Below are 20547 nucleotides of genomic sequence, written 5' to 3'. Positions count from 1 at the left end.
GTCGTCGTCACCCCTTCACGCAGACCTTGGGTCGCAGGAAGGCGACCCGCCGCGCCAGGCCGGCCCGCTCCGTGGCTTCCGCCACCAAATCCACGTCCTTGTAGGCGCCCGGCGCTTCCTCGGCGGCGCCGCGCAGGGAGGCGGTGCGGATCAGGATGCCGCGGCCGGCCAGCTCGTCGATGAGCTCACGCCCGCGCCACTGCTTCAGCGCCTGGTGCCGGCTCATAGCCCGCCCGGCGCCGTGGCTGGCCGAGGAGAAGGCCTCCTGCTCGCTCTCGGCGGTGCCCGCCAGCACGTAGGAGCCGGTGCCCATGCTGCCGCCGATGATCACCGGCTGGCCCACGGCGCGGTAGCGCTCCGGCAGGCTCGGGTGGCCGGGGCCGAAGGCGCGGGTGGCGCCCTTGCGGTGCACGTACAGCAGCGCGTCCCGGCCGTCCACCCGGTGCCGCTCCGGCTTGCAGGTGTTGTGGGACACGTCGAAGAGGGTCTCCAGCCGGCTGCCCGGCAGCACGCGCGCGAAGACCTCGCGGGTGAGATGGGCAAGGATCTGGCGGTTGGCCAGCGCCACGTTGATGCCGGCGTTCATGGCGCCCAGGTACTGCTGGCCCTCCGGCGACCGGATCGGCGCGCAGGCCAGCTCCCGGTCCGGCAGCGCGATGCCCAGGCGGCTGGCCGCCTTGGCCAGCGTCACCAGATACTCGGTGCCGATCTGGTGGCCGAGGCCGCGCGAGCCGCAGTGGATGGACACCAGGATCTGGCCTTCCCGCAGGCCGAAGGCCGCGGCGGTTTCGGCATCGTGGATGCGGTCCACCACCTGCACCTCCAGGTAATGGTTGCCGGAGCCGAGCGTGCCCATTTCCCCGCGCTGGCGTTTCTTGGCCAGTTCCGAGACGTTGGCCGGCACGGCGCCGGCCATGCGGCCGTTCTCCTCCACATAGTCGAGGTCCTCCGGCACGCCATAGCCGTGGCGCAGTGCCCAGTGGGCGCCGTCGGCCAGCACCTCGTCGATCTGCGCCGGCGCGAGCTTCAGCCGGCCCTCTTCGCCCACTCCCGCCGGGATGGCGTGGAACAGGGCGTTGGCCAGCAGCTCCAGATGCGGCGCGATGTCGGTCAGGCTCAGATCGCTGCGCAGGCAGCGCACCCCGCAGGAGATGTCGAAGCCCACGCCGCCGGCGGAGACGATGCCGCCCGCCGCCGGGTCGAAGGCCGCTACTCCGCCGATGGGAAAGCCGTAGCCCCAGTGGGCGTCGGGCATGGTCATGGACGCCTTGACGAGGCCCGGCAGCTTGGCCACGTTGACCGCCTGCTCCAGCACCTTATCGTCCATGCTGGCCAGCAGCGGCGCGCTGCCGTAGAGCAGCACCGGCGCCCGCGTCTCGCCCGGCGCCAGGGGCACGGTCCAGCGATACTCGTCCAGTTGCTGCACACGCCCGAGATCCATGTCGCGCTCCTTGCGGATTGCCGTTACACGTCCACCACGCAGCGTGCCTCCCAGAGGCCGTCCCGCTCGCGCACCGAGAGCATGGTCAGGGTGGCTCCCTTCACTTCGGTGCCGCGTTCCAGGTCGGTGCGCCACGGTTCGCCCCAGGCCTCGCCATGCCAGCAGGCGCCGTCGCGCCGCAGCCGGAAGCGGCCGAACACCAGGCCCTGCCCGCGCGCTTCGGCCAGGAGACCGTTGAGCCAGGTGACCAGCGCCAGCTCCACGTCGTTTTCCTCGAAGTCCAGGTGCACCGACTGGTTCGCCCGGATGGTCGCCGGTTCGGTCATGATGGCGAACATGGCGTAAGCGGCGGCTTCGAAGGCGGCCTCGACGCTCGTCCCGCGCCCGATGATGCCGATATCGGCCTCGTGCTCGAAATAGGCGGGCGGCTGGGCGTTCATGGCGCCATGTCCGGGAGCGCGCGCGCCTCGGCGCGAGCCGTGGCCAGGGCCTGCACGACCTCGTTGTCCTCCAGATCGGGAAAGCGGGCGTAGAAGCTCGCCACGGCGAAGGAATAGCCGTAGTCAGTGTGTAGACAATAAACCGGCGCCTCTTGCTGCACCCGCGCCCGCGCCTCCGCATGACAGACCGGTGCCGCGACCTGGACCGACGCCGCATGCAGGGCGTGGCACTCGCGGATGGCGGCGAGCATGGTGTAGCCGGTGGCCAAGCCATCGTCCACCAGCCATGCGCTCCTGCCGGCGAGGTTCGCCGGTTGGTGATCGTAGACCGCCAGCCGGCGGCGGATCTCCTCCAGCACCGCAGTCCGGACCGCGGCCGCCGCCGCTTCGGAGATGCCCGCCCAGGCCATGACGGCCGTATTGAGCGCAACCACCCCCGACGGCCCGACGGCGCCGAAGCCCATTTCCGGGTTGTCGGGGATGGGCAGCTTGCGTACCGCCATCAGGCCCACGGGGCGCTGGCAATGACGCGACAGCTCGTCGGCAATGGGCACTCCGCCGCGCGGAATGCCCAGAAACACCGCCTCTGCCGTCACCTGGGGGGCGATCAGGCTGCCGAGCTGACGACCGGCGTCGCGCCGGTCCTGGAACAGGATGGGCATGGAGTGCTCCGCGCAGTGTTCCTGCAGTAATTACAGTATAAGACCTGCGGCGGCGTCGGCAGTGCCAAGGAGCGCGGCGGCTGCCATCCCGACTCACCCCAATAGTACCGCGACCTCCGCCGCCTCCCGCCGTGCCCGCGCCAACACCGCCTGCCAATCCCCTTCCCGCGCCAGCACCACCGCCAGCACTCCCTCCCGGCCCGCCGGCAGGAAGAGGCTGCGCCCCTGGCAGCAGCCGATCAGGGCGTATTCGGCCTCGCACTGGCCGAACTCGGCGCCGAGGCGGCCGGCGAAGCTCAGGATGGTGGCGGCGACCACGCCCAGCAACTGGCGGTCCACCGGCGCCGGCAGGGTGGACAGCAGGCAGATGCCGTCGCTGGAGACCAGCGCGCTGCCCCGGATCGTGGCGTCGTCGCTCTCCAGGCTGCGCAGGAGCTGTTCCATGCTTTGCATCTTGTCCATCCGCTTTCCTCCTTGTCAGGGCACCGCGTAATCGGCCGCGCTCAGCAGGTCGGTGCCGCATTCGAGCTGTTCGATCCAGTCGACAAAGCGCGCCACCATGGCCGGCCCGCGAAAGGAAGCACCGTGCTGCGGCACGATCCAGTCGATGTCCAGTTGCCGGGCCATCTGCGCCCACAGGCGGCAGACCTTGTTGTTGGTCATGTAGCGGCGATGGAAGGCGGCCATGTGCGGCAGGTGGGCGTCGAAGTCGGCGACCGGCTGGCCGGAAGCGGCGCCGTCCACCAGCGATGCGCCCAGATCGCCGGAAAAGAGGATGCGGCTCACCGGATCGTAGACCTGGAAGTTGCCCACCGCGTGCAGAAAGTGCGCCGGCACCAGCTTGAGCGCCAGGCCGCCCAGTTCCAGTTCCATGCCCCGCGGCGGGATGCCGATGAGCCGGCCCTCGGTCAGCCCTTTGGAGCAAAAATGGGGAATGAAGCGGGCCCATTCCTCGGCGATGACGATCCGGGCGTCGGTGATCAGCAGCCAGCCGTTGGCGGAGGCGACGATGTCCGGATCCTCGTGGGAGGCGAAGACGTAGCGAGTGCGGGCGGGCAGGAAATAGCCGGCCATCTCCGCCAGCAGGTCCTTGTAGACCAGGTTGCCGCCCGGGTCGAGCAGCATGCCCTCGCCGTTGTGGACGATGAGAAACTGGTTGGACTGGATGCCGTCGCCCTGCACCAGGTCCGTGAAGGCGATGCACTTGTGATTGCCGTCGTTGTAGAGTTCGAGTGCCATGCTTCCTCCCGTGGCTGCACAAAAAGCATATTAGTATCTTTTTATTTTCTTGCAATGCGGCCGCGCGGGGTCGTGCGTTGCCGTAGCCGGCACCTGCCCGTAAAATGTACCGTTTTTCAGGCGCTGGCCCGCCGCAGGCGAGCGCCTGGCGGCTGCGCGGCACGGAGCGGGATTTATGGACGGCAAGATAGTGGTGGGCGTGGTCATGGGCAGCAACAGCGACTGGGAAGTCATGCAGCATGCCGCCCGGCAGCTGGAGGACTTCGGCGTGCCCTACGAGGCCCGGGTGGTCTCGGCGCACCGGACGCCGGACCTGCTCTTCGAATATGCCGAACAGGCAGAGGCGCGCGGCCTGGCCTGCATCATCGCCGGCGCCGGCGGCGCGGCGCACCTGCCCGGCATGCTGGCGGCCAAGACCGGCGTGCCCGTGCTCGGCGTGCCGGTGCCCTCCAAATATCTCAAGGGCATGGACTCGCTGCTGTCGATCGTGCAGATGCCCAAGGGTATCCCGGTGGCGACTTTCGCCATCGGCGAGGCGGGCGCGGCCAATGCCGGCCTCTTCGCCGTGGCCATGCTCGCCCGCCAGGACGGCCAGCTCGCCGAGCGCCTGCGCCGTTTCCGCGCCCGCCAGGAGGCGGCGGTCAAGTCCATGACCCTGCCGGAACAACCGTGATCCTGCCCGACGCCACCCTCGGTGTGCTCGGCGGCGGCCAGCTCGGGCGCATGTTCACCATCGCCGCGCGCACCATGGGCTACCGCGTCGTCGTGCTCGATCCCGATCCGCAGAGTCCCGCCGGCGGGGTGGCCGACGAGCATCTGCGCGCCGCCTACACGGACCGGCAGGCGCTCGAGCACTTGGCCCGCACCTGCGCGGCGGTCACCACCGAGTTCGAAAACGTGCCCGCCGCCAGTCTGGAGTTCCTGGCGGCACGCTGCACCGTCTGGCCTCCAGCCAAGGCCGTTGCCATTACCCAGGACCGCATCCGCGAAAAGACCTTTCTGCGCGAGCAGGGCTTTCCGACGGCACCCTTCGCGGTGATCCGGCGGCGCGAGGACATCCCCGCCGCTTGTGCCGCCATCGGCGCGCCGGCCCTGCTCAAGGTCAGCCGCTTCGGCTACGACGGCAAGGGGCAGGCGCGGGTGGACAGCGTGGACGACGCGCTGGCCGCCTTCGACGGCATGGACGGCGAGCCGTGCGTCCTGGAGGGCCTCCTGCCCCTGCAGACGGAGGTGTCGGTGGTGCTCGGACGCGGCGCCGACGGCGAGACGGCGCCCTATCCGGTAGCCGAGAACCGTCACCGCAATGGCATCCTCGACCTGAGCATCGTGCCGGCCCGGGTATCGGCGGCGGTCGCCCGCCAGGCGCTGGACCTGGCCGGCGCGGTGGCGGCGAAGCTGGACTATTGCGGGGTGATGGCGGTGGAGTTCTTCGTGCTGGCCGACGACACGCTGCTGGTCAACGAAATCGCGCCCCGGCCCCATAATAGCGGCCATTATACCCTGGACGCCTGCCTGACCGACCAGTTCGAGCAGCAGGTGCGAACCCTCTGCGGCCTGCCCTTGGGCGACGCCCGGCTGCTGGCGCCGGTGGTCATGGTCAACCTGCTCGGCGACGTCTGGTGCGAGCGGACGCCGCACTGGGAGCGCCTCTTCCGCCATCCCCAGGCCAAGCTGCACCTCTACGGCAAGCGCGAGGCCCGCCCCGGCCGCAAGATGGGCCACGTCAACTGCGTTGCCGATTCGGTGGAAACGGCGCTGGTTCTGGCGGAAACCGTCAAGCGGGAGTTGGCGTGCGAGGGTGGGGGGTGATGCGGGGGGGGCCGGGGGTGCGGATAGGGGTGTTGTAGGGCAGGAGCGGGCAGGCCCGCGATCCGGTATTCCGCCTTCCCGAGTTGCACATCGGCATCCGTCAGCGCGGTAGGTTGGGCTGTTTGTGGGTTGGGTTGCAGGAGCGGGCTGGCTCGCGATAAAGGTCGCGACCGGCCGCCCTGGGATCGCGGCCAGCCCGCTCCCACCCTCCCGTGAGCCAGCGCGGCCAGGATCGTAGATCGTAGGTTGGACTGAGCTGGCGAAGCCCAACAGGGTTTAGGATTGGAACGGGCTGCGCCCGCGCTGGGGGATGACGGCGGTTGCCCGGCGGCAAAAGGACCCCCCATTCTCCCCCCTGCGGGTCCCTGCGTCCCCCCGGCCACGGGCCGCTGGCGCAACTCGCCGGTTGCGCTGGCTCAGACAGGCGCTCGCTCGTTGCTGCCGCCATTGACGGTAGGAGCGAGCTGGCTCGCGATCCACTGTGCCAATCGGGAAGCCATCGCGAGCCAGCTCGCTCCTACATCTCCCGTCGGCCCTGCGCGGCTCGGCGGAACAATGGGGGTGGGAATCCTAAAATCCAACTCCGAATCATGTATGGTGTGGCGCCGCATGGCCCCCCTCGGGGAGGGAGCAGGGCGAGGGCGTCTTGGGTCGGAATTCGGGTGGCTTGGTTTCCGGCGTCCCGGCATCCGCCAGCCGCACTGGCCGATGCTTTGGTCGCTCCGCCCGGCGATCCTATTGCTCCAGCACCTGCGGTGCCTCGGCCACCACGAAGTCCTTGAAGGCCTGCGCCACGGCCGACAGGCGCTTGCCTTCACGATGCACCAGATACCAATGGCGCTGGATCGGCAAGGATTGCACGTCGAGGATCACCAGCCGCTTCGCCTCCAATTCCAGGTTGATGGTGTGCGTCGACACGATGCCGAGGCCGAGGCCGGCCTGCACGGCCTGCTTCACGGCCTCGTGGCTGCTCATTTCCATGTCGGCGGACAGGCGCAGTCCCTGCTTGGCGAAGAATCGCTCGGTGGCGCTGCGGGTGCCGGAGCCCTGCTCGCGCACGATGAAAGGCTCTTCGATCAGGGTGGCCAGGGGAATGCTGCGGGTGCCGGCCAGCGGGTGGTCGGGCGGGGCGATGACCACCAGCGGGTTTTGCAGGAAAGGCTCCGCCACCGCGTCCAAGCCCTCGGGCGGCTGGCCCATGATGGCCATGTCGACCTCGTTGTGCTCCAGTTGCCGCAGCAAAGCCTCCCGGTTGGTCACGTCCATGCTCACCGCCACGTTCTGAAAGCGCTGCGCAAAAGTGCGCAGCAGGCGCGGCGCGAAGTATTGGGCGGTGGTGGCCACCGAGATCTTCAGGCGGCCGCGCTGGATGCCCTTGAGCTCGTCCAGCACTTGCCGCGCCTCGCTCAATTGCTGGGCGATGCTGCGGCTGTAGTGATAAAACTCCTTGCCCGCCTCGGTCAGGTAGATCTTCTTGCCCAGCTGCTCGAAGAGGGGCAGGCCGACCGTTTCTTCCAGCTGCTTGATCTGCATGGAGACCGCGGGCTGGGTGAGGTGCAGCTCGGCGGCGGCACGCGTGTAGCTCAGGTGTCGCGCCACCGCCTCGAACACCTTGAGTTGACGGAAAGTTAGGTTCATGATGTGTCCCGCTCCTACGAAAGTCCTACTTTGCAGGAGTATAACATAGTCCTTATTGTAACAATCATTATTATTGATTGGTGCTTATGGATTTGCAGGGATATAGTTGCCACAAGCCCACCAGACGGTAAGCAGCACAGCCCCGTGCTGAGGTCTGAATGGCAGGCTACCCTGGTGTAAATCTGTATTTTTATGTAATGGAGGCCATCAATGGCAGTTAAGACATACAATGCTGGCGTAAAAGAATACCGCCAGACCTACTGGATGCCCGATTACACGCCGCTGGATACCGACCTGTTGGCGTGCTTCAAAATCACCCCGCAGCCGGGCGTGGACCGTGAGGAAGCTGCTGCCGCCGTGGCCGCCGAGTCTTCCACCGGCACCTGGACCACGGTGTGGACCGATCTCTTGACCGACCTGGACTACTACAAGGGTCGCGCCTACGCCATCGAGGACGTGCCCGGCGACGACACCGCCTTCTACGCCTTCATCGCCTACCCCATCGACCTGTTCGAAGAAGGGTCCGTGGTGAACGTGTTCACCTCGCTGGTGGGCAATGTGTTCGGCTTCAAGGCCGTGCGCGCCCTGCGTCTGGAAGACGTGCGCTTCCCGATCGCCTACGTTAAGACCTGCGGTGGTCCGCCCCACGGCATCCAGGTCGAGCGCGACAAGATGAACAAGTACGGCCGTCCGCTGCTGGGCTGCACCATCAAGCCCAAGCTGGGCCTGTCCGCCAAGAATTACGGCCGCGCCGTGTACGAGTGTCTGCGTGGCGGTCTGGACTTCACCAAGGACGACGAGAATGTCAACTCCCAGCCCTTCATGCGCTGGCGTGACCGCTTCCTGTTCGTCGCCGACGCCATTAACAATGCCGAAGCGCAGACCGGCGAGCGCAAGGGCCATTATCTGAACGTGACCGCGCCGACTCCGGAAGAGATGTACAAGCGCGCCGAGTTCGCCAAGGAACTGGGCATGCCCATCATCATGCACGACTTCCTGACCGGCGGCTTCTGCGCCAACACGGGTCTGGCCAACTGGTGCCGCGACAACGGCGTGCTGCTGCACATCCACCGCGCCATGCACGCGGTGATCGACCGCAACCCGCACCATGGCATCCACTTCCGTGTGCTGACCAAGGCCCTGCGTCTGTCCGGCGGCGACCACCTGCACTCCGGCACCGTGGTGGGCAAGCTCGAGGGCGACCGCGAGGCCACCCTGGGCTGGATCGACCTCATGCGCGAATCCTACATTCCCGAAGACCGCAGCCGCGGCATCTTCTTCGATCAGGATTGGGGCTCCATGCCCGGCGTGATGCCCGTGGCTTCCGGCGGTATCCATGTGTGGCACATGCCGGCGCTGGTGAGCATCTTCGGCGATGACTCCGTGCTGCAGTTCGGTGGCGGCACCCTGGGTCACCCCTGGGGCAACGCGGCCGGTGCCGCGGCCAACCGCGTCGCGCTGGAAGCCTGCGTCGAGGCCCGCAACGAAGGCCGTCAGGTCGAGCGCGAAGGCAAGGAGATTTTGACCGAGGCTGCCAAGCACAGCCCCGAGCTCAAGGTCGCCATGGAAACCTGGAAAGAGATCAAGTTCGAGTTCGACACCGTCGACAAGCTCGACGTGCAGAATCGCTGATCTGTTTCGCAACGCAAAAGGAATCGAATCATGGCTGATGTCCAAGATTATAAGCAGCAAACCCAATACGAGACGTTCTCCTATCTGCCCATGCTGTCCTCCGACGAGGTGCGCAAGCAGATCCAGTTCATCGTCAGTCAGGGCTGGAACCCGGCGGTCGAGCACGTGGAGCCGGAGCGTTCCTTCAACCACTACTGGTACATGTGGAAGCTCCCCATGTTCGGCGAGCAGAACGTGGACCGCATCCTGGCCGAACTCGAGGCGTGCCGTCGGGAATATCCCAACCACCTCATTCGCCTGATCGGCTACGACAACTACTCCCAGAGTCAGGGATTGGCCTTCGTGGTGTATCGCGGGGGCAGGTAAGCAGGTAGTGAAAATCGCCGGGCCTTCGGGCCCGGCATTCTGGATGCAAGCATGAGGACAAACCATGCCTGAACTGACTGCATTGAGCGGCCGAGAGCTGGCCCGGGCCCGGCGGGCCATGCTGGCGCAAGGCGGCAAGAACGGAGCGGCGCAGGCCAGCGCCCGGCCGGTTCGGTCGGCAGCGCCCAGGCCGGTCGAAAGTTCCGCGCCGTCCACGCCGGCTGCACAAAGAGACCGGGGACCGGTACAAAGTGTACAGACTGGAGGATTGAACGGCCGGGAGTTTTCCCGGGCCCGGCGGGCCATGCTGGCCCAACAGGGCAAGAAGGGTGCGCCTCAGGGCAATGCCCGTTCGGCTCGGCCGGCGGCGCCCAGGCCGGTCGAGAGCTTTGCGCCGCCTGCTCAGGCGGAGGCGAGGCCGTCCGAGAATGCTTCTCCGGCAATCGAAAATTCAGCCGCCGAGACGACCCTGGATTCCCTTTGCGAGATCGTTGAGCAGAATCCAGCCGCGCTCGGTGAGAACGCCAATGACGTGCGCAGGCTCTGTCGTGACCGCCGCCGTGCCTTGGCTACCCAAGGCAAGAGTGCGCTGCCAGCCAAAGCCGGCATGCAGGCGCGGCAATCCAACGGACGGGCGCCTGCCAATGGCGGCATCAACAATATTGGCAACGGCCGCCTGGTTGCCCGTGAGCGGCGCGCCGAAATGAGCCGGATCGGCCGCGGCGACGCGCCTCCGGCCCGCCCCGTGCGGGCCCGGCCGCAGCCCGGCGCCGCGCCGGCCAAGGTCGAGGTGGGTACGACCCTGTCCGGCCTCGCCGTGACGGGTACCCAGGTGGAACGCAAGCCGCAGATCACGGGCGGCGAGTCCGGTACCTGCCGGGTGGTCACGGGCACCGAATACATCGGCGCGGAACAGTTCGACACGTTCTGCGGCGTGCGTCCGGCTCCGGGCAAGGGACAGGTGGAAGTGACCTCCACCAGCAAGGGCAACCGCGTGACCGCCAATGCGGCCGTGGGCCGCTCCAGCCGGGTCACTGGTGATGAAATGGGCGGCTGCCGCGGTGTGACCGGCACGGAATATCTGGGCAGCGAGCACTTTGCCCAGTTCTGCGAGAGCAAGGGATTGCTCAATCGTCCGGAGAAAGTGGTGGTGGGTGTCACCGAGCGCAAGGGTTTGGCCGTCACCGGCAGCGACGAAGCGCGTCAGAGCCGCGTCACCGGTTTCGAGCCGGGGGCCAAGCGGACCATCACCGGCTCCCAGTACGCTGATGCCGGCGTTGCCCGCCTGACCATCAACGGACCGAGCAAGGTCGCCCTGACCCACACCCTCGCCGGTCGCCCCGTGACCGGCACGGAGGTGGGCGCGTCGGCCAAGGTGACGGGCGAGGAGGCGGGTTTGTGCCGCAGCATCACCGGCACGGAATATCTCTCCAATGAGCTGTTCCAATCGGTCTGCAACACCCGGGCCGAGCCCGCGCCCGCGAAGATCGGCTTGGACAAGAGTGCCGGCGGCCAACGCATCACGGGCAATCTGGTCGATGCGACGGACAAGGTGACCGGTGCCGAGCACGGCACCCACCAGCGCGTGACCGGGTCCCAGTACGGTTCTCCGCTGTTGAGCCGCAACGGGCCGGAGAAGGTGGCCCAGACGCGGCCCCTGGCCGGCGGCACGATGACGGGCAACATGGTGGGCCACAGCCCAAAATTGACCGGTGACGAGCAAGGTGGGTGCCAACTCGTCACCGGCACCGAGTACTACGGTCGTGAGCATTACGACACGTACTGCTCTTCAGGCACCCCGGCGCCGGCTCCCACCAAGGTGGGGTTGAGCCAGACCCCGCGTGGTCTGGCCGTGTCCGGCACGATGTTGGGCCGCTCCGAGCATGTGACCGGCAACGAGCCTGGCAGCAGCTTGGCGCTCAGCGGCACGCCCTATGATGGACCCGTCCAGGTGGCTGCACCTTGCGGCTGTGCATGTGGCGGCTGTGAGGCCAAGACCGCCACGGCGGTTGCCGGTCCACGCGTGCCGCCCAGCCGTTCCCGCTATCTGGCGGCGTCTGGCCAGGCACTGACGCCGGCTGCCGCGCCTGCGCCCATCGAGATGCGCCAGCCGGGCGGCTTCAGCATCACCACGCCGGCACGCTTTGCCCAGGAAATGCGCAATCGCATCACCGGGACCGGCTACGGCAACGGCGGCGGCAGCATCATCACGGGTCCGGCAACGCGGGCCGACGGCCTGGTCTCGGGTACGCCCGAGTTCCGCTACCGCGATGACGCCCCGCTCGTGCGGCCGGTGCCGCCCGCGCCGGTCGTGGAAGAGGCTCCGCAAGCTGCCCCGCAGCCGGCGCGCATCACCGGCGAGGGCCGTGAATCCACCCGCATCACCGGCGATGACTGGGCCCGGAGCGGCCGGATTACCGGCACCGAAGGGGCCTGGGCGCAAAGCCGCAATCTGACCCGGCGTGGTGAAGTGCGGCCCATGATGGGCGGTGCCTGGCAGAACAAGCATCTGGAGCGAGTCGAGGTGCCCTTGCCCAAGGTCACCGGAGCAGTCGGTAACAGCGCCAAAGGCGCGGTGATTACCGTTTCCGGTGGGGCCAGGGGCTAATCCGAGGGGGAGTTTGAGATGAATACCCGTAACGCCTATGCCCTGCGCGCCCGCGCTGCCGCCCCCTCCGGGGGGCGACACCGGAGTGCTCTGCCCCAGATGTCGGGCGGATCGGCAGCGGCACGGCCGGCAGTGGCTGCAGTACCGTCGCCCCGTCAGCCGGTTGCGGCAACTTCCGCTCAACCGGCTCCTGCGAGCCAGCCCGAGCGGGTCGGCCAGCATGCGCTGGTCGACCGGGCGGCAAACGCACGCCTCGCCTTCTGCGAGCGGTCGGTGAAGGGTCGCTTCGACATCATCGTGCCGACCTTGAAGGAGGTTTCCGCCTTGCAGCACGAGCCGGATTTCCCGGCGCGTGCCCAGGCCTTGGCCATGAAGCAACTGGGCCACACGTTGCCGGCGGACATCCTGGAAAACGCCTGGGTGGCGGGCCTTGATCTGAAGTCGCTCTATGCATACTGCACCTTCGCCGCTCTGAAGAACTCGGCGGCGCGTTTCGCCGAGGATCTGAAGAGCCAAGCCGAATCCGTGCAGGATGCCCAGAACTTCTTCCTGGACTGCGGCTTCCATGCCGTGGACATCAGCCCCTGTGCCGATGGGCGCCTGAAAGGCTTGATGCGCTACATCCTGCGCCTCCCGGTGACCTCGCTGACGCGACGCACGGCTTATGCCGGCGCCATGTTCGACGTGGAAAGCGACGTGAGCCACTGGGTGGCAACGGAACTGAGCCGTTTCCGCGAGGGCGTGCCGACCACGGCGGACGCCGGCACCCGCTACCTGAAGGTGGCGGTGTACCACACGAGCTCTTCCCAGCCGGCCAGCGAAGGCTGCGCCGCGCACGGGAGCAATGAACACAAGGCCATGGAGGCGGCTTTGGAGCGCCTGTACCAGTTCCGGCAGGCCATCGAGAACGCGTTTTGCTGCGGAGCCAGCACCGACCTTCTGCTGATCGGCGTGGACACGGATACGGATGCGATCAAGGTGCACGTGCCCGATGCCGACGGCAACCTGTCTGCGCATCGCTTCGTGGACAACGCCAAGCTGTTTCGGGACACGCAGGGCCTCGATGCCAACGCGGCCCGGCTCGCAGTCTACGAGGCCGTCCGCCAGGCGAGCCAGGCCAGCGGCTGGGGTGCCGGCAACGGCGAGCCCCACGACGGCATGCGGCGGCTGATCATCAATCTGCTCATCAACAACTTCTCGCAGATCGAGTACGTGAAGGAGCAGTACAACGGCCGCTATCCCGATCTCGGCCATGCCGAACGCTATGTCAGCGTCGGTGACGGCATCGAGGAAGTGCAGATGCGCAACGTGGCCTACTACGCCCATCTGAACACGGTGGAGGAGGGGGCGGCGGACCTGGATGTCGGCGTCAAGATCTTCAAGGGTCTGAACGTCAAGCGCGGCCTGCCGATTCCGGTGGCGATCCATTACCGCTATGACCACCGGGTGCCTGGCTCGCGCGAGCGCGCGGTCGCCAAAGCGCAGCGGGTGCGGGCCGCGATTCAGGCGCGCTATGCGGCGCTGCATGCGAGCGGGATGCTGGCCTGCCATCTCACCGTGCAGGATCTGCCCACGGGCAGTCCGATAGAGGATGTCGAAGGAGAGCGTTGATGAAGATCATGCAGGTGGAAAAAACGCTGGTCTCCACCAACCGTATCGCTGATCTGGGCCACCGGCCCCTGCTGGTGGTGCGCGAGAAGGCCGGCGGCGCGCGCCAGGTGGCGGTCGACGCCGTCGGCTGCATCCCCGGCGATTGGGTGATCTGCGTCGGGTCTTCCGCGGCGCGCGAAGCGGCCGGCAGCAAGGAGTATCCGTCGGACCTGACCATCGTCGGGATCATCGACCACTGGACCACCGATTAGAGGGCGCCATGGAAATCATGCGAGTGTGTTCGGATTTGGTGGCCACCCGGCGCGTGCCGGGCTTGAAGAACATGTCCCTGCGCGTCCTCGCCGACGAACAGGGCAAACTGAGCGTAGCCTGTGATCCGGTGGGTGTCCCGCCGGGCAAGTGGGTCTTTACCGTGAGCGGTTCGGCCGCGCGGTACGCGGCTGGCGATGTAGCAGTTCTCACTGACCTGACGATCGCCGGGATTATCGACCAATGGGATCCGCAGGGTTGAACCTGCTTTTTGATAGTGTTTGCGAAAGGAGCACGACATGGCTGAAAGAAATGGTATTGCACTGGGTATGATCGAGACTCGCGGTCTGGTTCCCGCCATCGAAGCGGCGGACGCCATGACCAAGGCGGCGGAAGTGCGCCTGATTGGTCGTCAGTTCGTCGGCGGCGGCTACGTCACCGTGCTGGTGCGTGGCGAGACCGGTGCCGTGAACGCGGCGGTGCGCGCTGGCGCGGATGCCTGCGAGCGGGTTGGCGATGGTCTGGTGGCTGCGCACATCATCGCGCGCGTCCACTCCGAAGTGGAAAACATCCTGCCCCAGGCCGCCCAGGTCTAAGGCGGCAGATTACGACGGATTCGGCTTGAATCCCTGAAGACTTTCTAAGGAGCACGACATGGCTGAAATGACTGGTATTGCACTGGGTATGATCGAGACTCGCGGTCTGGTTCCCGCCATCGAAGCGGCGGACGCCATGACCAAGGCGGCGGAAGTGCGCCTGATTGGTCGTCAGTTCGTCGGCGGCGGCTACGTCACCGTGCTGGTGCGTGGCGAGACCGGTGCCGTGAACGCGGCGGTGCGCGCTGGCGCGGATGCCTGCGAGCGGGTTGGCGATGGTCTGGTGGCTGCGCACATCATCGCGCGCGTCCACTCCGAAGTGGAAAACATCCTGCCCCGCAAGCCCGAGTTCGGCGGCGGCCGTGACAGCGAGATCGTGACGCAGGGCAGCTAAGACTGGCCGTCATGCTGGCGCATCCACGCGTTATCGGCTATCTGACCCAGGGGCTGAACCACGAAATGAGCGCGGTTCAGCAATACCTGACTCAGGCCAGCCTCTGTGAACTGTGGGGAATGCCGGGCGAAGCCGAAAATTTCCGCAAGGAAGCCGAAGAGGAACTGGTCCACGCCGGCCGAATCATCCAACGCATGCTGGTGCTTGGCGTTGCTCCCAACGCCAGCCAGCTTGCGGCGGTGCGGCCGGGCCGTGGATTGGCGGAAATGTTGGCCTTGGACCGGCAACTCGAAATGGCCGCTGTTCGTCTTTATCATGATGCGGCATTGTATTGTGCCCGCTTCGGTGACGAGGAGTCCGCGCTTCTGTTCGAAGCGCTGATGCGCGACGAGGAAGCCCACTTGGGTGAGCTGGATAGAGCGCTGGCCGCCCTCCATGACATGGAGCAAAGACATGTCTATTGAGCAGGCATTGGACAATGGCTGGCAGGTACATCAGCGTCCGGCGCAACTGACCCGTCGCTTCGACTTCTCCTCGTATAGTGAAACCCGCGCGTTTCTCGACCGGCTCGCCGAGCTGTCCGAGCGCACGGGTATTTTTCCCAATTTGAATTTCGCCAAGACCCACGTCAATGTCGCCATCGTTGCGCAAGGCGCAATGCTGGTGCAGGACGAGATCGACTTTGCCTTGCAGGCCAACGCGCTTGCCGGGCAGGGATCAGGCCAGTCTTAAGCCGTGTCCGGCCGTCTCATAGCACTGGCAAACCTGAAAGGGGGCTGCGGCAAGTCCACCCTGGCCCTGAATCTCGCCGCGGGCTTGGCCCGGCGTGGCAGCGTTGCGCTGGTCGATGCCGATCCCCAGGGTGCGCTGCGGCACTGGTCGGAATGGTCGCCGCTGGTGGGCGAATCGGAGATCACGGTGCTCAGCGGTGATCCCCTGCAGAATCTGCGCGAGGCCGCGCAAATCCACCGCTACGTCGTCGTCGACTGCCCGCCCTCGCTGGACATGGATCTGACGGGCGAGTTGATGGCGCAGGTCGATACGGTGCTGATCCCGGTGCTGCCCTCGCCGCTCGACCTCTGGGCCAGCGCAGGCACCGTCGAATCCGTGCACAACGCGCGGCGCATCAATCCCGGCCTGCGGGCCTGGCTGGTTTTGAACCAGGTCGAGCCCAGCAGCGCATTGTCCCGGGCCATGACCCAGGCTCTGGCCAATCTCGATCTGCCCACGCTGAGCAACGGCATCCGTCGCCGCGCGGCATACCGCCTGGCGATGCTGGAAGGCAAGAGCGTGTACCAACTGAATGCCCGCGGCCGTGAAGCGGTTCGGGAAATCGAATGGATCCTGGAAGAGGTGTTGCGTCCATGAAGAAACTGGAAGACAAGCTGGCTGCCAGCATCAAACCTGCGCGTAGCAAAGCCCCCGCAAGCGGCAAGCCCGCCGCCGGCGGCAAAGCGCCTGCCGTTGCCAAGTCTCCTGCCGCTGTCGAACCCCGGTCGGTCGCGGAGCAGATCCCGGCCGAGATGCCGGTCAGTGTGCCGGCCGAGCGGCCGGCGCCGGCTGCGGCTCCGCAGACCGAAAAGGCACAGCCTGCCGGCGCGTCCGACCTGAATGCACCGGCTCAGCCGCTGCATCCCCAGCGCATCTGGCCGGATTGAGGGCGCTGCGCGGAGCAAGTTTATGGCGATTCAACTAGCCGAGTACCAGGATCTCCTCGACGAGTTGGGGGAGCACGCCAGCGAGGTGCTCGAAGCCTCGTGGCACGATGCCGCCCGGGTCTTCAGCCCGCGCGGACTGGATGCCTATCTGAAGGGCGCGGCCGGCCTGAAGGCGCTGGGCCGGGGCAGCGATCTGGTGGTGTCGTTCATCGAATCTGCGCCGCAGGTCGCCCGCGAGATCGGCGAGCAGGCCGTCTCCGAGCTGCTCTCGGCGGCGATCCGGATGTACTCGAAAACCAGCGTCAGCGTCATCGTCCTGCTCTTTTCGACGGCGCCGACCGCCGCCGCGCGTCTGGGCGAACTGGAGCTCTTCAAGGATTATCTCAGCCTGCTGGACAATCTGCTGGCGCAGGTGCCCCGCGCCATCCGGCCGATGCTGGAGAAGCTGGACGTGCTGCTCGGCCATCTGACCCTGGGCGGCCTGCGCCGCTGGGCCATGTGGGGCGCCTCGGCGCACCGCACGGACTTCGATGCCCAGGTGAAGTACTTCGGCCTGGAGAGCGAGGATGCTCTCGCCGTGATGAAGAAAGAGCAGCGCGGCGTGCTCTTCGTCGACGTGCAGCGGCGCCTGATCATGTACCTGCGCGCCCTGTGGGGGCGGGACTTCTTCCTGCGCCCGACCTCGGGCGACTTCGAGAGCCGTGAGGGCTATCGCCCCTATATCGAGCATTACTTCATCCACCTGCCCGACGCCTTCGACGACTATGCGCTGCCCGGCGCGGACGACGACGCCGAGAAGGTTCCCGGGTTGGAGGTCTACCGTGCCGCGGCCGCCCATGCCGCCGCCCACATGATCCATTCCCGACGGGACCCGGAAGCCGACACCACCAATGCGATGCAACGTGCGCTGATCGGGGTGATCGAGGACGCCCGGGTCGAGGCGCTGGCCATGCGGGCGCTCCCCGGACTCAGGCAGCTCTGGCTGAAGCTGCTGCCGGCCGACCCGAACCAGGATGAAGGCTTCGGCCCGATCCTGGACCGCATCGCCCGGGCCCTGGCCGACGACGACTACCGCGACGCCCACCCCCTGGTCCGCCAGGCGCGGGAGGCCTTTGCCGCGTCGTCGTCGCGGCTGGTCGAGCCCGGCATGGCGCGCGAGATCGGCCTGCAGCTCGCCGAGGCGGCGCGCGGCTTGGGAATGACGTACAATGCGCGCACCGACCAGCCCGCCAACCCCTACCGTGACGACAATCGCCATCTGTGGGAGGCCCCCGCGGACACCGGCGACACGATTCTCGTGCCGGGCCAGTCGGCCCAGGTGCGCAAGTACGTCAGCGTCATGCAGATGATCAATACCCTCGACGTGGAAACCGCCGGGGACGACGCGCAGGAAGTCTGGGTGCTGTCCACGCCGCTCTTCGACGACGACGGCACCACCTGGAACGAGCGCGAGGGCAAGGAGCCGATTTCCTCGCCCTTCCATTACTCGGAGTGGGATTATCAGACGCAGTTGGAGCGGCCCCAGTGGAGCACCCTGCTGGAGAAGCGCCCGAAGTCCGGCGACCTGGAGATGGTCGAAGCGATTCTCGAAAAGCACAAGCCGGTCGTGCGCCGCATCAAGCACCTCATCGAATCCATGCAGCCGCAGGGCGTGGTGCGCCAGCGCAAGCAGGAAGACGGCGACGAGATCGACATCGAAGCCGCCATTCGCGCCATGGTCGACATCCGCATGGGGCTGATGCCCGATCCGCGCATCGGCATCCGCACCACGCTCAAGGTGCGCGATCTCAGCGTGCTGCTGCTCATCGATCTGTCCGAGTCCACCAACGACAAGGTGCGTGATGCCGGCACCGACGCCACCGTGCTGGACCTGGCGCGGGAGGCGGCGACCCTGCTGTCCGAAGCCCTGGCCAAGATCGGGGATCCCTTCGCCATCCATGGCTTCGATTCCAACGGGCGCCACGACGTGGAGTACTACCGCTTCAAGGATTTCGACACGCCGTACGACGACAAGGCCAAGGCCAGGCTGGCCGGCATGACCGGGCAGCTCTCGACCCGCATGGGCACGGCCCTGCGCCATGCCGGCAGCATCCTGAAGCGCCAGCCCAGCCACAAGAAGCTGCTGCTGGTGCTTACCGACGGCGAGCCGGCCGACAATGACGTGCGCGATCCGCAGTACCTGCGCTTCGATGCCAAGCGGGCGGTGGAGGAGTTGACCAAGAGCGGCATTCACACCTACTGCCTGAGCCTGGACCCCTATGCCGACGAATACGTGTCGCGCATTTTCGGCGCCAAGAACTACATGGTCCTGGACCATGTCGCCAGGCTGCCGGAAAAGCTCTCGACGCTGTATCTGGGACTGACGCGCTGAGCCGCCGGGCATCCGATCGGAAGCACGACTGGCCCGGCGCAGTCGCCGGCAGCGCGGTCCCGGTCGGCGGAATCTTGCGTATCGGCGTGGCGGCGACGACCGGACCGGCCACGTGCCGTCGTCCACCCGTCGCGCGGATATGCAAAGCAAATGATCAATTTGGAGAATGACCATGAGCATGGACCAGTATTTCATCAAGCAGCAACCCTACTATCGCCCCGTGGCCGACGAGGTCGAGCTGTACGAGGCCGCCTATTCCGTGCGCATGCCGATGATGCTCAAGGGCCCCACCGGCTGCGGCAAGACCCGCTTCGTCGAATACATGGCCTGGAAGCTGGGCAAGCCGCTCATCACCGTGGCCTGCAACGAGGATATGACCGCCAGTGACCTGGTCGGCCGCTTCCTGCTCGACGTCAACGGCACCCGCTGGCAGGACGGCCCGCTGACCATCGCCGCCCGCAATGGGGCCATCTGCTACCTGGACGAGGTGGTCGAGGCGCGGCAGGACACCACGGTGGTGATCCATCCGCTGACCGACGCGCGCCGCGTGCTGCCCCTGGAAAAGAAGGGCGAGCTGGTGCATGCCCACCCCGACTTCCAGCTGGTGATCTCCTACAATCCGGGCTACCAAAGCCTGATGAAGGACCTCAAGCAGTCCACCAAGCAGCGTTTCGGCGCCCTGGACTTCAATTACCCCGAGCATGACATCGAAGTCGAAATCGTGGGCCACGAGTCCGGGGTGGACAGGTCCACCGCCGACAAGCTGGTGTCCATCGCCGAACGTGCCCGCAACCTCAAGGGCCACGGCCTGGACGAGGGCATCTCGACCCGCATGCTGGTCTACGCCGGCTCCCTGATTGCCAAGGGCGTGGACCCCCGCGCTGCCAGCCGCGTCGCCCTGGTGCGGCCCATCACCGACGACCCCGACATGCGCGACGCCCTCGACGCCGCGGTGACCACCTTCTTCTGAGTGGTCCCGGCGCTTCTTTCTGACGTGGCAAGAAGGCGGCCTTGCGCGGAGCCGCCTTTGTTCTGCACGGAGAACGCCCGATGAAGAATCTGCCGCATAGCCCCGACAGTCCGGTGATCCGTGCCCTGCACTGGGTGGAGTGGCTGGGGCTGCTCCTGATTGCCGGGGCCACGCTGGTGGCCATCGGCCAGGAGACCCTGGCCATGGTGGAGCGGGGCGCGGTGCTGCTGCAGGACATCCTGCTCCTGTTCATTTATCTCGAAATCCTCACCATGGTCGGCCTCTACTTCCAGAGCGGCAAGCTGCCGATCCGCTATCCCCTTTACATCGCCATGGTGGCCATCGCCCGCTACATCACCATCGGCATGAAAGAGATGGACGGCCTGACCATGATCGGCCTGTCGCTGGCCATCCTCATCCTCGCCCTGGCGGTGCTCGCCATCCGCTACGGCCATATCCGCCTGCCCTACGACGAGGGCTGACGCGCGCCTCTCCCCGTTCCGCCGTAGCCCGCCGGCTGGCGGCCTGCCGAAATTGGCCTATATAACCTCCTAGGGTCTGTTCTCAATCAAGCCAACCAGACGATGGAACAAGCCAGATGGACGAACGACAGGAAGGAGTGGGCGAGCTTGTCGTAACGCGTGGCGATGCGTCTGAATTGCTTGATGCGAGCGAAGAAACGCTCGATCAGATTGCGGCTCTTGTAGATATGCCGGTCGAACGAGCGGGGGTTGAGTCGGTTGGAACGCGGCGGGATTACCGCCTGACCGCCCTGCGTCGTAATTGTTTCGACGAAGGCATCCGAATCGTAGCCCTTGTCGGCCACGATGAATTCGGCCGGCTGATCCTGGATCAGTGCTGCG

Annotated in this window: 24 protein-coding genes; 17 read left to right on the top strand and 7 right to left on the bottom strand. The window is 66.5% G+C overall.

Features of this window, described 5'->3' with window-relative positions; genetic code table 11:
- Positions 1-7: 7 nt before the first annotated feature.
- From G579_RS0111960 to G579_RS0111940, 5 genes are all read right to left on the bottom strand, one after another.
- The gene (locus G579_RS0111960) at positions 8-1441 is read right to left on the bottom strand and encodes an RtcB family protein (RefSeq protein ID WP_028990370.1); all 1434 of its coding nucleotides are present in this window, start codon (positions 1439-1441) and stop codon (positions 8-10) included.
- A 23-nt stretch (positions 1442-1464) separates the two neighbouring features.
- On the bottom strand, positions 1465-1881 hold the full coding sequence (locus G579_RS0111955; RefSeq protein ID WP_028990369.1) for an archease: 417 nt from the start codon (positions 1879-1881) through the stop codon (positions 1465-1467).
- Positions 1878-2543 (bottom strand): phosphoribosyltransferase, encoded by a 666-nt coding sequence (locus tag G579_RS17360; protein ID WP_051181543.1) that lies wholly within the window; start codon positions 2541-2543, stop codon positions 1878-1880. Before G579_RS17360 ends, G579_RS0111955 begins: the two co-directional genes overlap by 4 nt.
- Before the next feature lie 93 nt (positions 2544-2636).
- Positions 2637-3005 carry a roadblock/LC7 domain-containing protein gene (locus tag G579_RS17355; protein ID WP_038019794.1) on the bottom strand — a complete coding sequence of 123 codons (369 nt, stop codon included), beginning with the start codon at positions 3003-3005 and terminating at the stop codon, positions 2637-2639.
- 15 nt (positions 3006-3020) lie between these two features.
- The gene (locus G579_RS0111940; protein ID WP_028990368.1) at positions 3021-3782 is read right to left on the bottom strand and encodes an oxygen-binding di-iron domain-containing protein; all 762 of its coding nucleotides are present in this window, start codon (positions 3780-3782) and stop codon (positions 3021-3023) included.
- Between the two features lie 175 nt (positions 3783-3957).
- On the opposite strand from G579_RS0111940, the gene purE reads away from it, so the two are divergent.
- Positions 3958-4455: a 5-(carboxyamino)imidazole ribonucleotide mutase gene (gene purE, locus G579_RS0111935; RefSeq protein WP_028990367.1), complete on the top strand. Its 498-nt coding sequence runs from the start codon at positions 3958-3960 to the stop codon at positions 4453-4455.
- The gene (locus tag G579_RS0111930; protein ID WP_028990366.1) at positions 4452-5591 is read left to right on the top strand and encodes a 5-(carboxyamino)imidazole ribonucleotide synthase; all 1140 of its coding nucleotides are present in this window, start codon (positions 4452-4454) and stop codon (positions 5589-5591) included. Before purE ends, G579_RS0111930 begins: the two co-directional genes overlap by 4 nt.
- Before the next feature lie 735 nt (positions 5592-6326).
- On the opposite strand, the gene G579_RS0111925 is transcribed toward G579_RS0111930, so the two are convergent.
- Entirely contained in the window at positions 6327-7229 is a 903-nt protein-coding gene (locus tag G579_RS0111925) for a LysR family transcriptional regulator (RefSeq protein WP_038019791.1), read from the bottom strand.
- Between the two features lie 210 nt (positions 7230-7439).
- Here G579_RS0111925 and G579_RS0111920 point away from each other — a divergent pair, with 210 nt between their 5' ends.
- The 15 genes from G579_RS0111920 to G579_RS0111850 all read left to right on the top strand — a co-directional run bounded on the left by G579_RS0111920 (position 7440) and on the right by G579_RS0111850 (position 20166).
- Positions 7440-8861 carry a form I ribulose bisphosphate carboxylase large subunit gene (locus G579_RS0111920; RefSeq protein WP_028990364.1) on the top strand — a complete coding sequence of 474 codons (1422 nt, stop codon included), beginning with the start codon at positions 7440-7442 and terminating at the stop codon, positions 8859-8861.
- A 30-nt stretch (positions 8862-8891) separates the two neighbouring features.
- Positions 8892-9227 carry a ribulose bisphosphate carboxylase small subunit gene (locus G579_RS0111915; protein WP_028990363.1) on the top strand — a complete coding sequence of 112 codons (336 nt, stop codon included), beginning with the start codon at positions 8892-8894 and terminating at the stop codon, positions 9225-9227.
- Positions 9228-9531: 304 nt separating this feature from the next.
- The gene (locus G579_RS17350; protein WP_162143001.1) at positions 9532-11835 is read left to right on the top strand and encodes a CsoS2 family carboxysome shell protein; all 2304 of its coding nucleotides are present in this window, start codon (positions 9532-9534) and stop codon (positions 11833-11835) included.
- Between the two features lie 18 nt (positions 11836-11853).
- On the top strand, positions 11854-13446 hold the full coding sequence (locus G579_RS0111905) for a carboxysome shell carbonic anhydrase (protein WP_028990362.1): 1593 nt from the start codon (positions 11854-11856) through the stop codon (positions 13444-13446).
- The gene (locus G579_RS0111900) at positions 13446-13697 is read left to right on the top strand and encodes a carboxysome peptide A (RefSeq protein WP_028990361.1); all 252 of its coding nucleotides are present in this window, start codon (positions 13446-13448) and stop codon (positions 13695-13697) included. The genes G579_RS0111905 and G579_RS0111900 overlap by 1 nt, the downstream gene beginning before the upstream one ends.
- A gap of 8 nt (positions 13698-13705) precedes the next feature.
- Complete coding sequence (locus G579_RS0111895; RefSeq protein ID WP_028990360.1) at positions 13706-13957, top strand: carboxysome peptide B; 252 nt, start codon at positions 13706-13708, stop codon at positions 13955-13957.
- A gap of 37 nt (positions 13958-13994) precedes the next feature.
- Entirely contained in the window at positions 13995-14291 is a 297-nt protein-coding gene (locus G579_RS0111890) for a BMC domain-containing protein (RefSeq protein ID WP_028990359.1), read from the top strand.
- 58 nt (positions 14292-14349) lie between these two features.
- Positions 14350-14685 carry a BMC domain-containing protein gene (locus G579_RS0111885; protein WP_028990358.1) on the top strand — a complete coding sequence of 112 codons (336 nt, stop codon included), beginning with the start codon at positions 14350-14352 and terminating at the stop codon, positions 14683-14685.
- 11 nt (positions 14686-14696) lie between these two features.
- Complete coding sequence (locus tag G579_RS18720; RefSeq protein ID WP_081662765.1) at positions 14697-15149, top strand: ferritin-like domain-containing protein; 453 nt, start codon at positions 14697-14699, stop codon at positions 15147-15149.
- On the top strand, positions 15139-15417 hold the full coding sequence (locus tag G579_RS0111875; protein ID WP_038019785.1) for a 4a-hydroxytetrahydrobiopterin dehydratase: 279 nt from the start codon (positions 15139-15141) through the stop codon (positions 15415-15417). Before G579_RS18720 ends, G579_RS0111875 begins: the two co-directional genes overlap by 11 nt.
- Before the next feature lie 3 nt (positions 15418-15420).
- Positions 15421-16053, top strand: a complete 633-nt coding sequence (locus G579_RS0111870) for an AAA family ATPase (RefSeq protein ID WP_028990355.1) — start codon at positions 15421-15423, stop codon at positions 16051-16053.
- Positions 16050-16343, top strand: a complete 294-nt coding sequence (locus tag G579_RS0111865) for a hypothetical protein (RefSeq protein WP_028990354.1) — start codon at positions 16050-16052, stop codon at positions 16341-16343. The genes G579_RS0111870 and G579_RS0111865 overlap by 4 nt, the downstream gene beginning before the upstream one ends.
- 22 nt (positions 16344-16365) lie before the next feature.
- Positions 16366-18714 (top strand): nitric oxide reductase activation protein NorD, encoded by a 2349-nt coding sequence (locus G579_RS0111860; RefSeq protein WP_028990353.1) that lies wholly within the window; start codon positions 16366-16368, stop codon positions 18712-18714.
- A 166-nt stretch (positions 18715-18880) separates the two neighbouring features.
- On the top strand, positions 18881-19684 hold the full coding sequence (locus G579_RS0111855; RefSeq protein ID WP_028990352.1) for a CbbQ/NirQ/NorQ/GpvN family protein: 804 nt from the start codon (positions 18881-18883) through the stop codon (positions 19682-19684).
- Positions 19685-19764: 80 nt separating this feature from the next.
- Positions 19765-20166: a phosphate-starvation-inducible protein PsiE gene (locus tag G579_RS0111850; protein ID WP_051181539.1), complete on the top strand. Its 402-nt coding sequence runs from the start codon at positions 19765-19767 to the stop codon at positions 20164-20166.
- Positions 20167-20252: 86 nt separating this feature from the next.
- Here the strand turns inward: G579_RS0111850 and G579_RS0111845 are convergent.
- The coding region (locus G579_RS0111845) for an IS5 family transposase (RefSeq protein ID WP_028990066.1) at positions 20253-20547 on the bottom strand (295 nt) is incomplete at its 5' end.

The sequence above is a fragment of the Thermithiobacillus tepidarius DSM 3134 genome (assembly GCF_000423825.1).
GTDB classification, from domain to species: Bacteria; Pseudomonadota; Gammaproteobacteria; order Acidithiobacillales; family Thermithiobacillaceae; genus Thermithiobacillus; species Thermithiobacillus tepidarius.
This window is presented reverse-complemented; position numbering and strand designations above follow the sequence as displayed.

What these genes read in the sequence shown, in the direction of transcription:
- G579_RS0111895 (WP_028990360.1), top strand. Translation starts at nt 13,706, where the DNA reads ATGGAAATCATGCGAGTGTGTTCGGATTTGGTGGCCACCCGGCGCGTG.
- G579_RS0111865 (WP_028990354.1), top strand. Translation starts at nt 16,050, where the DNA reads ATGAAGAAACTGGAAGACAAGCTGGCTGCCAGCATCAAACCTGCGCGT.
- G579_RS17360 (WP_051181543.1), bottom strand. Translation starts at nt 2,543, where the DNA reads ATGCCCATCCTGTTCCAGGACCGGCGCGACGCCGGTCGTCAGCTCGGC.
- G579_RS0111885 (WP_028990358.1), top strand. Translation starts at nt 14,350, where the DNA reads ATGGCTGAAATGACTGGTATTGCACTGGGTATGATCGAGACTCGCGGT.
- G579_RS18720 (WP_081662765.1), top strand. Translation starts at nt 14,697, where the DNA reads ATGCTGGCGCATCCACGCGTTATCGGCTATCTGACCCAGGGGCTGAAC.
- G579_RS0111960 (WP_028990370.1), bottom strand. Translation starts at nt 1,441, where the DNA reads ATGGATCTCGGGCGTGTGCAGCAACTGGACGAGTATCGCTGGACCGTG.
- G579_RS17350 (WP_162143001.1), top strand. Translation starts at nt 9,532, where the DNA reads ATGCTGGCCCAACAGGGCAAGAAGGGTGCGCCTCAGGGCAATGCCCGT.
- G579_RS0111875 (WP_038019785.1), top strand. Translation starts at nt 15,139, where the DNA reads ATGTCTATTGAGCAGGCATTGGACAATGGCTGGCAGGTACATCAGCGT.
- G579_RS0111905 (WP_028990362.1), top strand. Translation starts at nt 11,854, where the DNA reads ATGAATACCCGTAACGCCTATGCCCTGCGCGCCCGCGCTGCCGCCCCC.
- G579_RS17355 (WP_038019794.1), bottom strand. Translation starts at nt 3,005, where the DNA reads ATGGACAAGATGCAAAGCATGGAACAGCTCCTGCGCAGCCTGGAGAGC.
- G579_RS0111850 (WP_051181539.1), top strand. Translation starts at nt 19,765, where the DNA reads ATGAAGAATCTGCCGCATAGCCCCGACAGTCCGGTGATCCGTGCCCTG.
- G579_RS0111890 (WP_028990359.1), top strand. Translation starts at nt 13,995, where the DNA reads ATGGCTGAAAGAAATGGTATTGCACTGGGTATGATCGAGACTCGCGGT.
- G579_RS0111860 (WP_028990353.1), top strand. Translation starts at nt 16,366, where the DNA reads ATGGCGATTCAACTAGCCGAGTACCAGGATCTCCTCGACGAGTTGGGG.
- G579_RS0111920 (WP_028990364.1), top strand. Translation starts at nt 7,440, where the DNA reads ATGGCAGTTAAGACATACAATGCTGGCGTAAAAGAATACCGCCAGACC.
- G579_RS0111955 (WP_028990369.1), bottom strand. Translation starts at nt 1,881, where the DNA reads ATGAACGCCCAGCCGCCCGCCTATTTCGAGCACGAGGCCGATATCGGC.
- G579_RS0111925 (WP_038019791.1), bottom strand. Translation starts at nt 7,229, where the DNA reads ATGAACCTAACTTTCCGTCAACTCAAGGTGTTCGAGGCGGTGGCGCGA.
- G579_RS0111855 (WP_028990352.1), top strand. Translation starts at nt 18,881, where the DNA reads ATGACCATGAGCATGGACCAGTATTTCATCAAGCAGCAACCCTACTAT.
- purE (WP_028990367.1), top strand. Translation starts at nt 3,958, where the DNA reads ATGGACGGCAAGATAGTGGTGGGCGTGGTCATGGGCAGCAACAGCGAC.
- G579_RS0111900 (WP_028990361.1), top strand. Translation starts at nt 13,446, where the DNA reads ATGAAGATCATGCAGGTGGAAAAAACGCTGGTCTCCACCAACCGTATC.
- G579_RS0111915 (WP_028990363.1), top strand. Translation starts at nt 8,892, where the DNA reads ATGGCTGATGTCCAAGATTATAAGCAGCAAACCCAATACGAGACGTTC.
- G579_RS0111940 (WP_028990368.1), bottom strand. Translation starts at nt 3,782, where the DNA reads ATGGCACTCGAACTCTACAACGACGGCAATCACAAGTGCATCGCCTTC.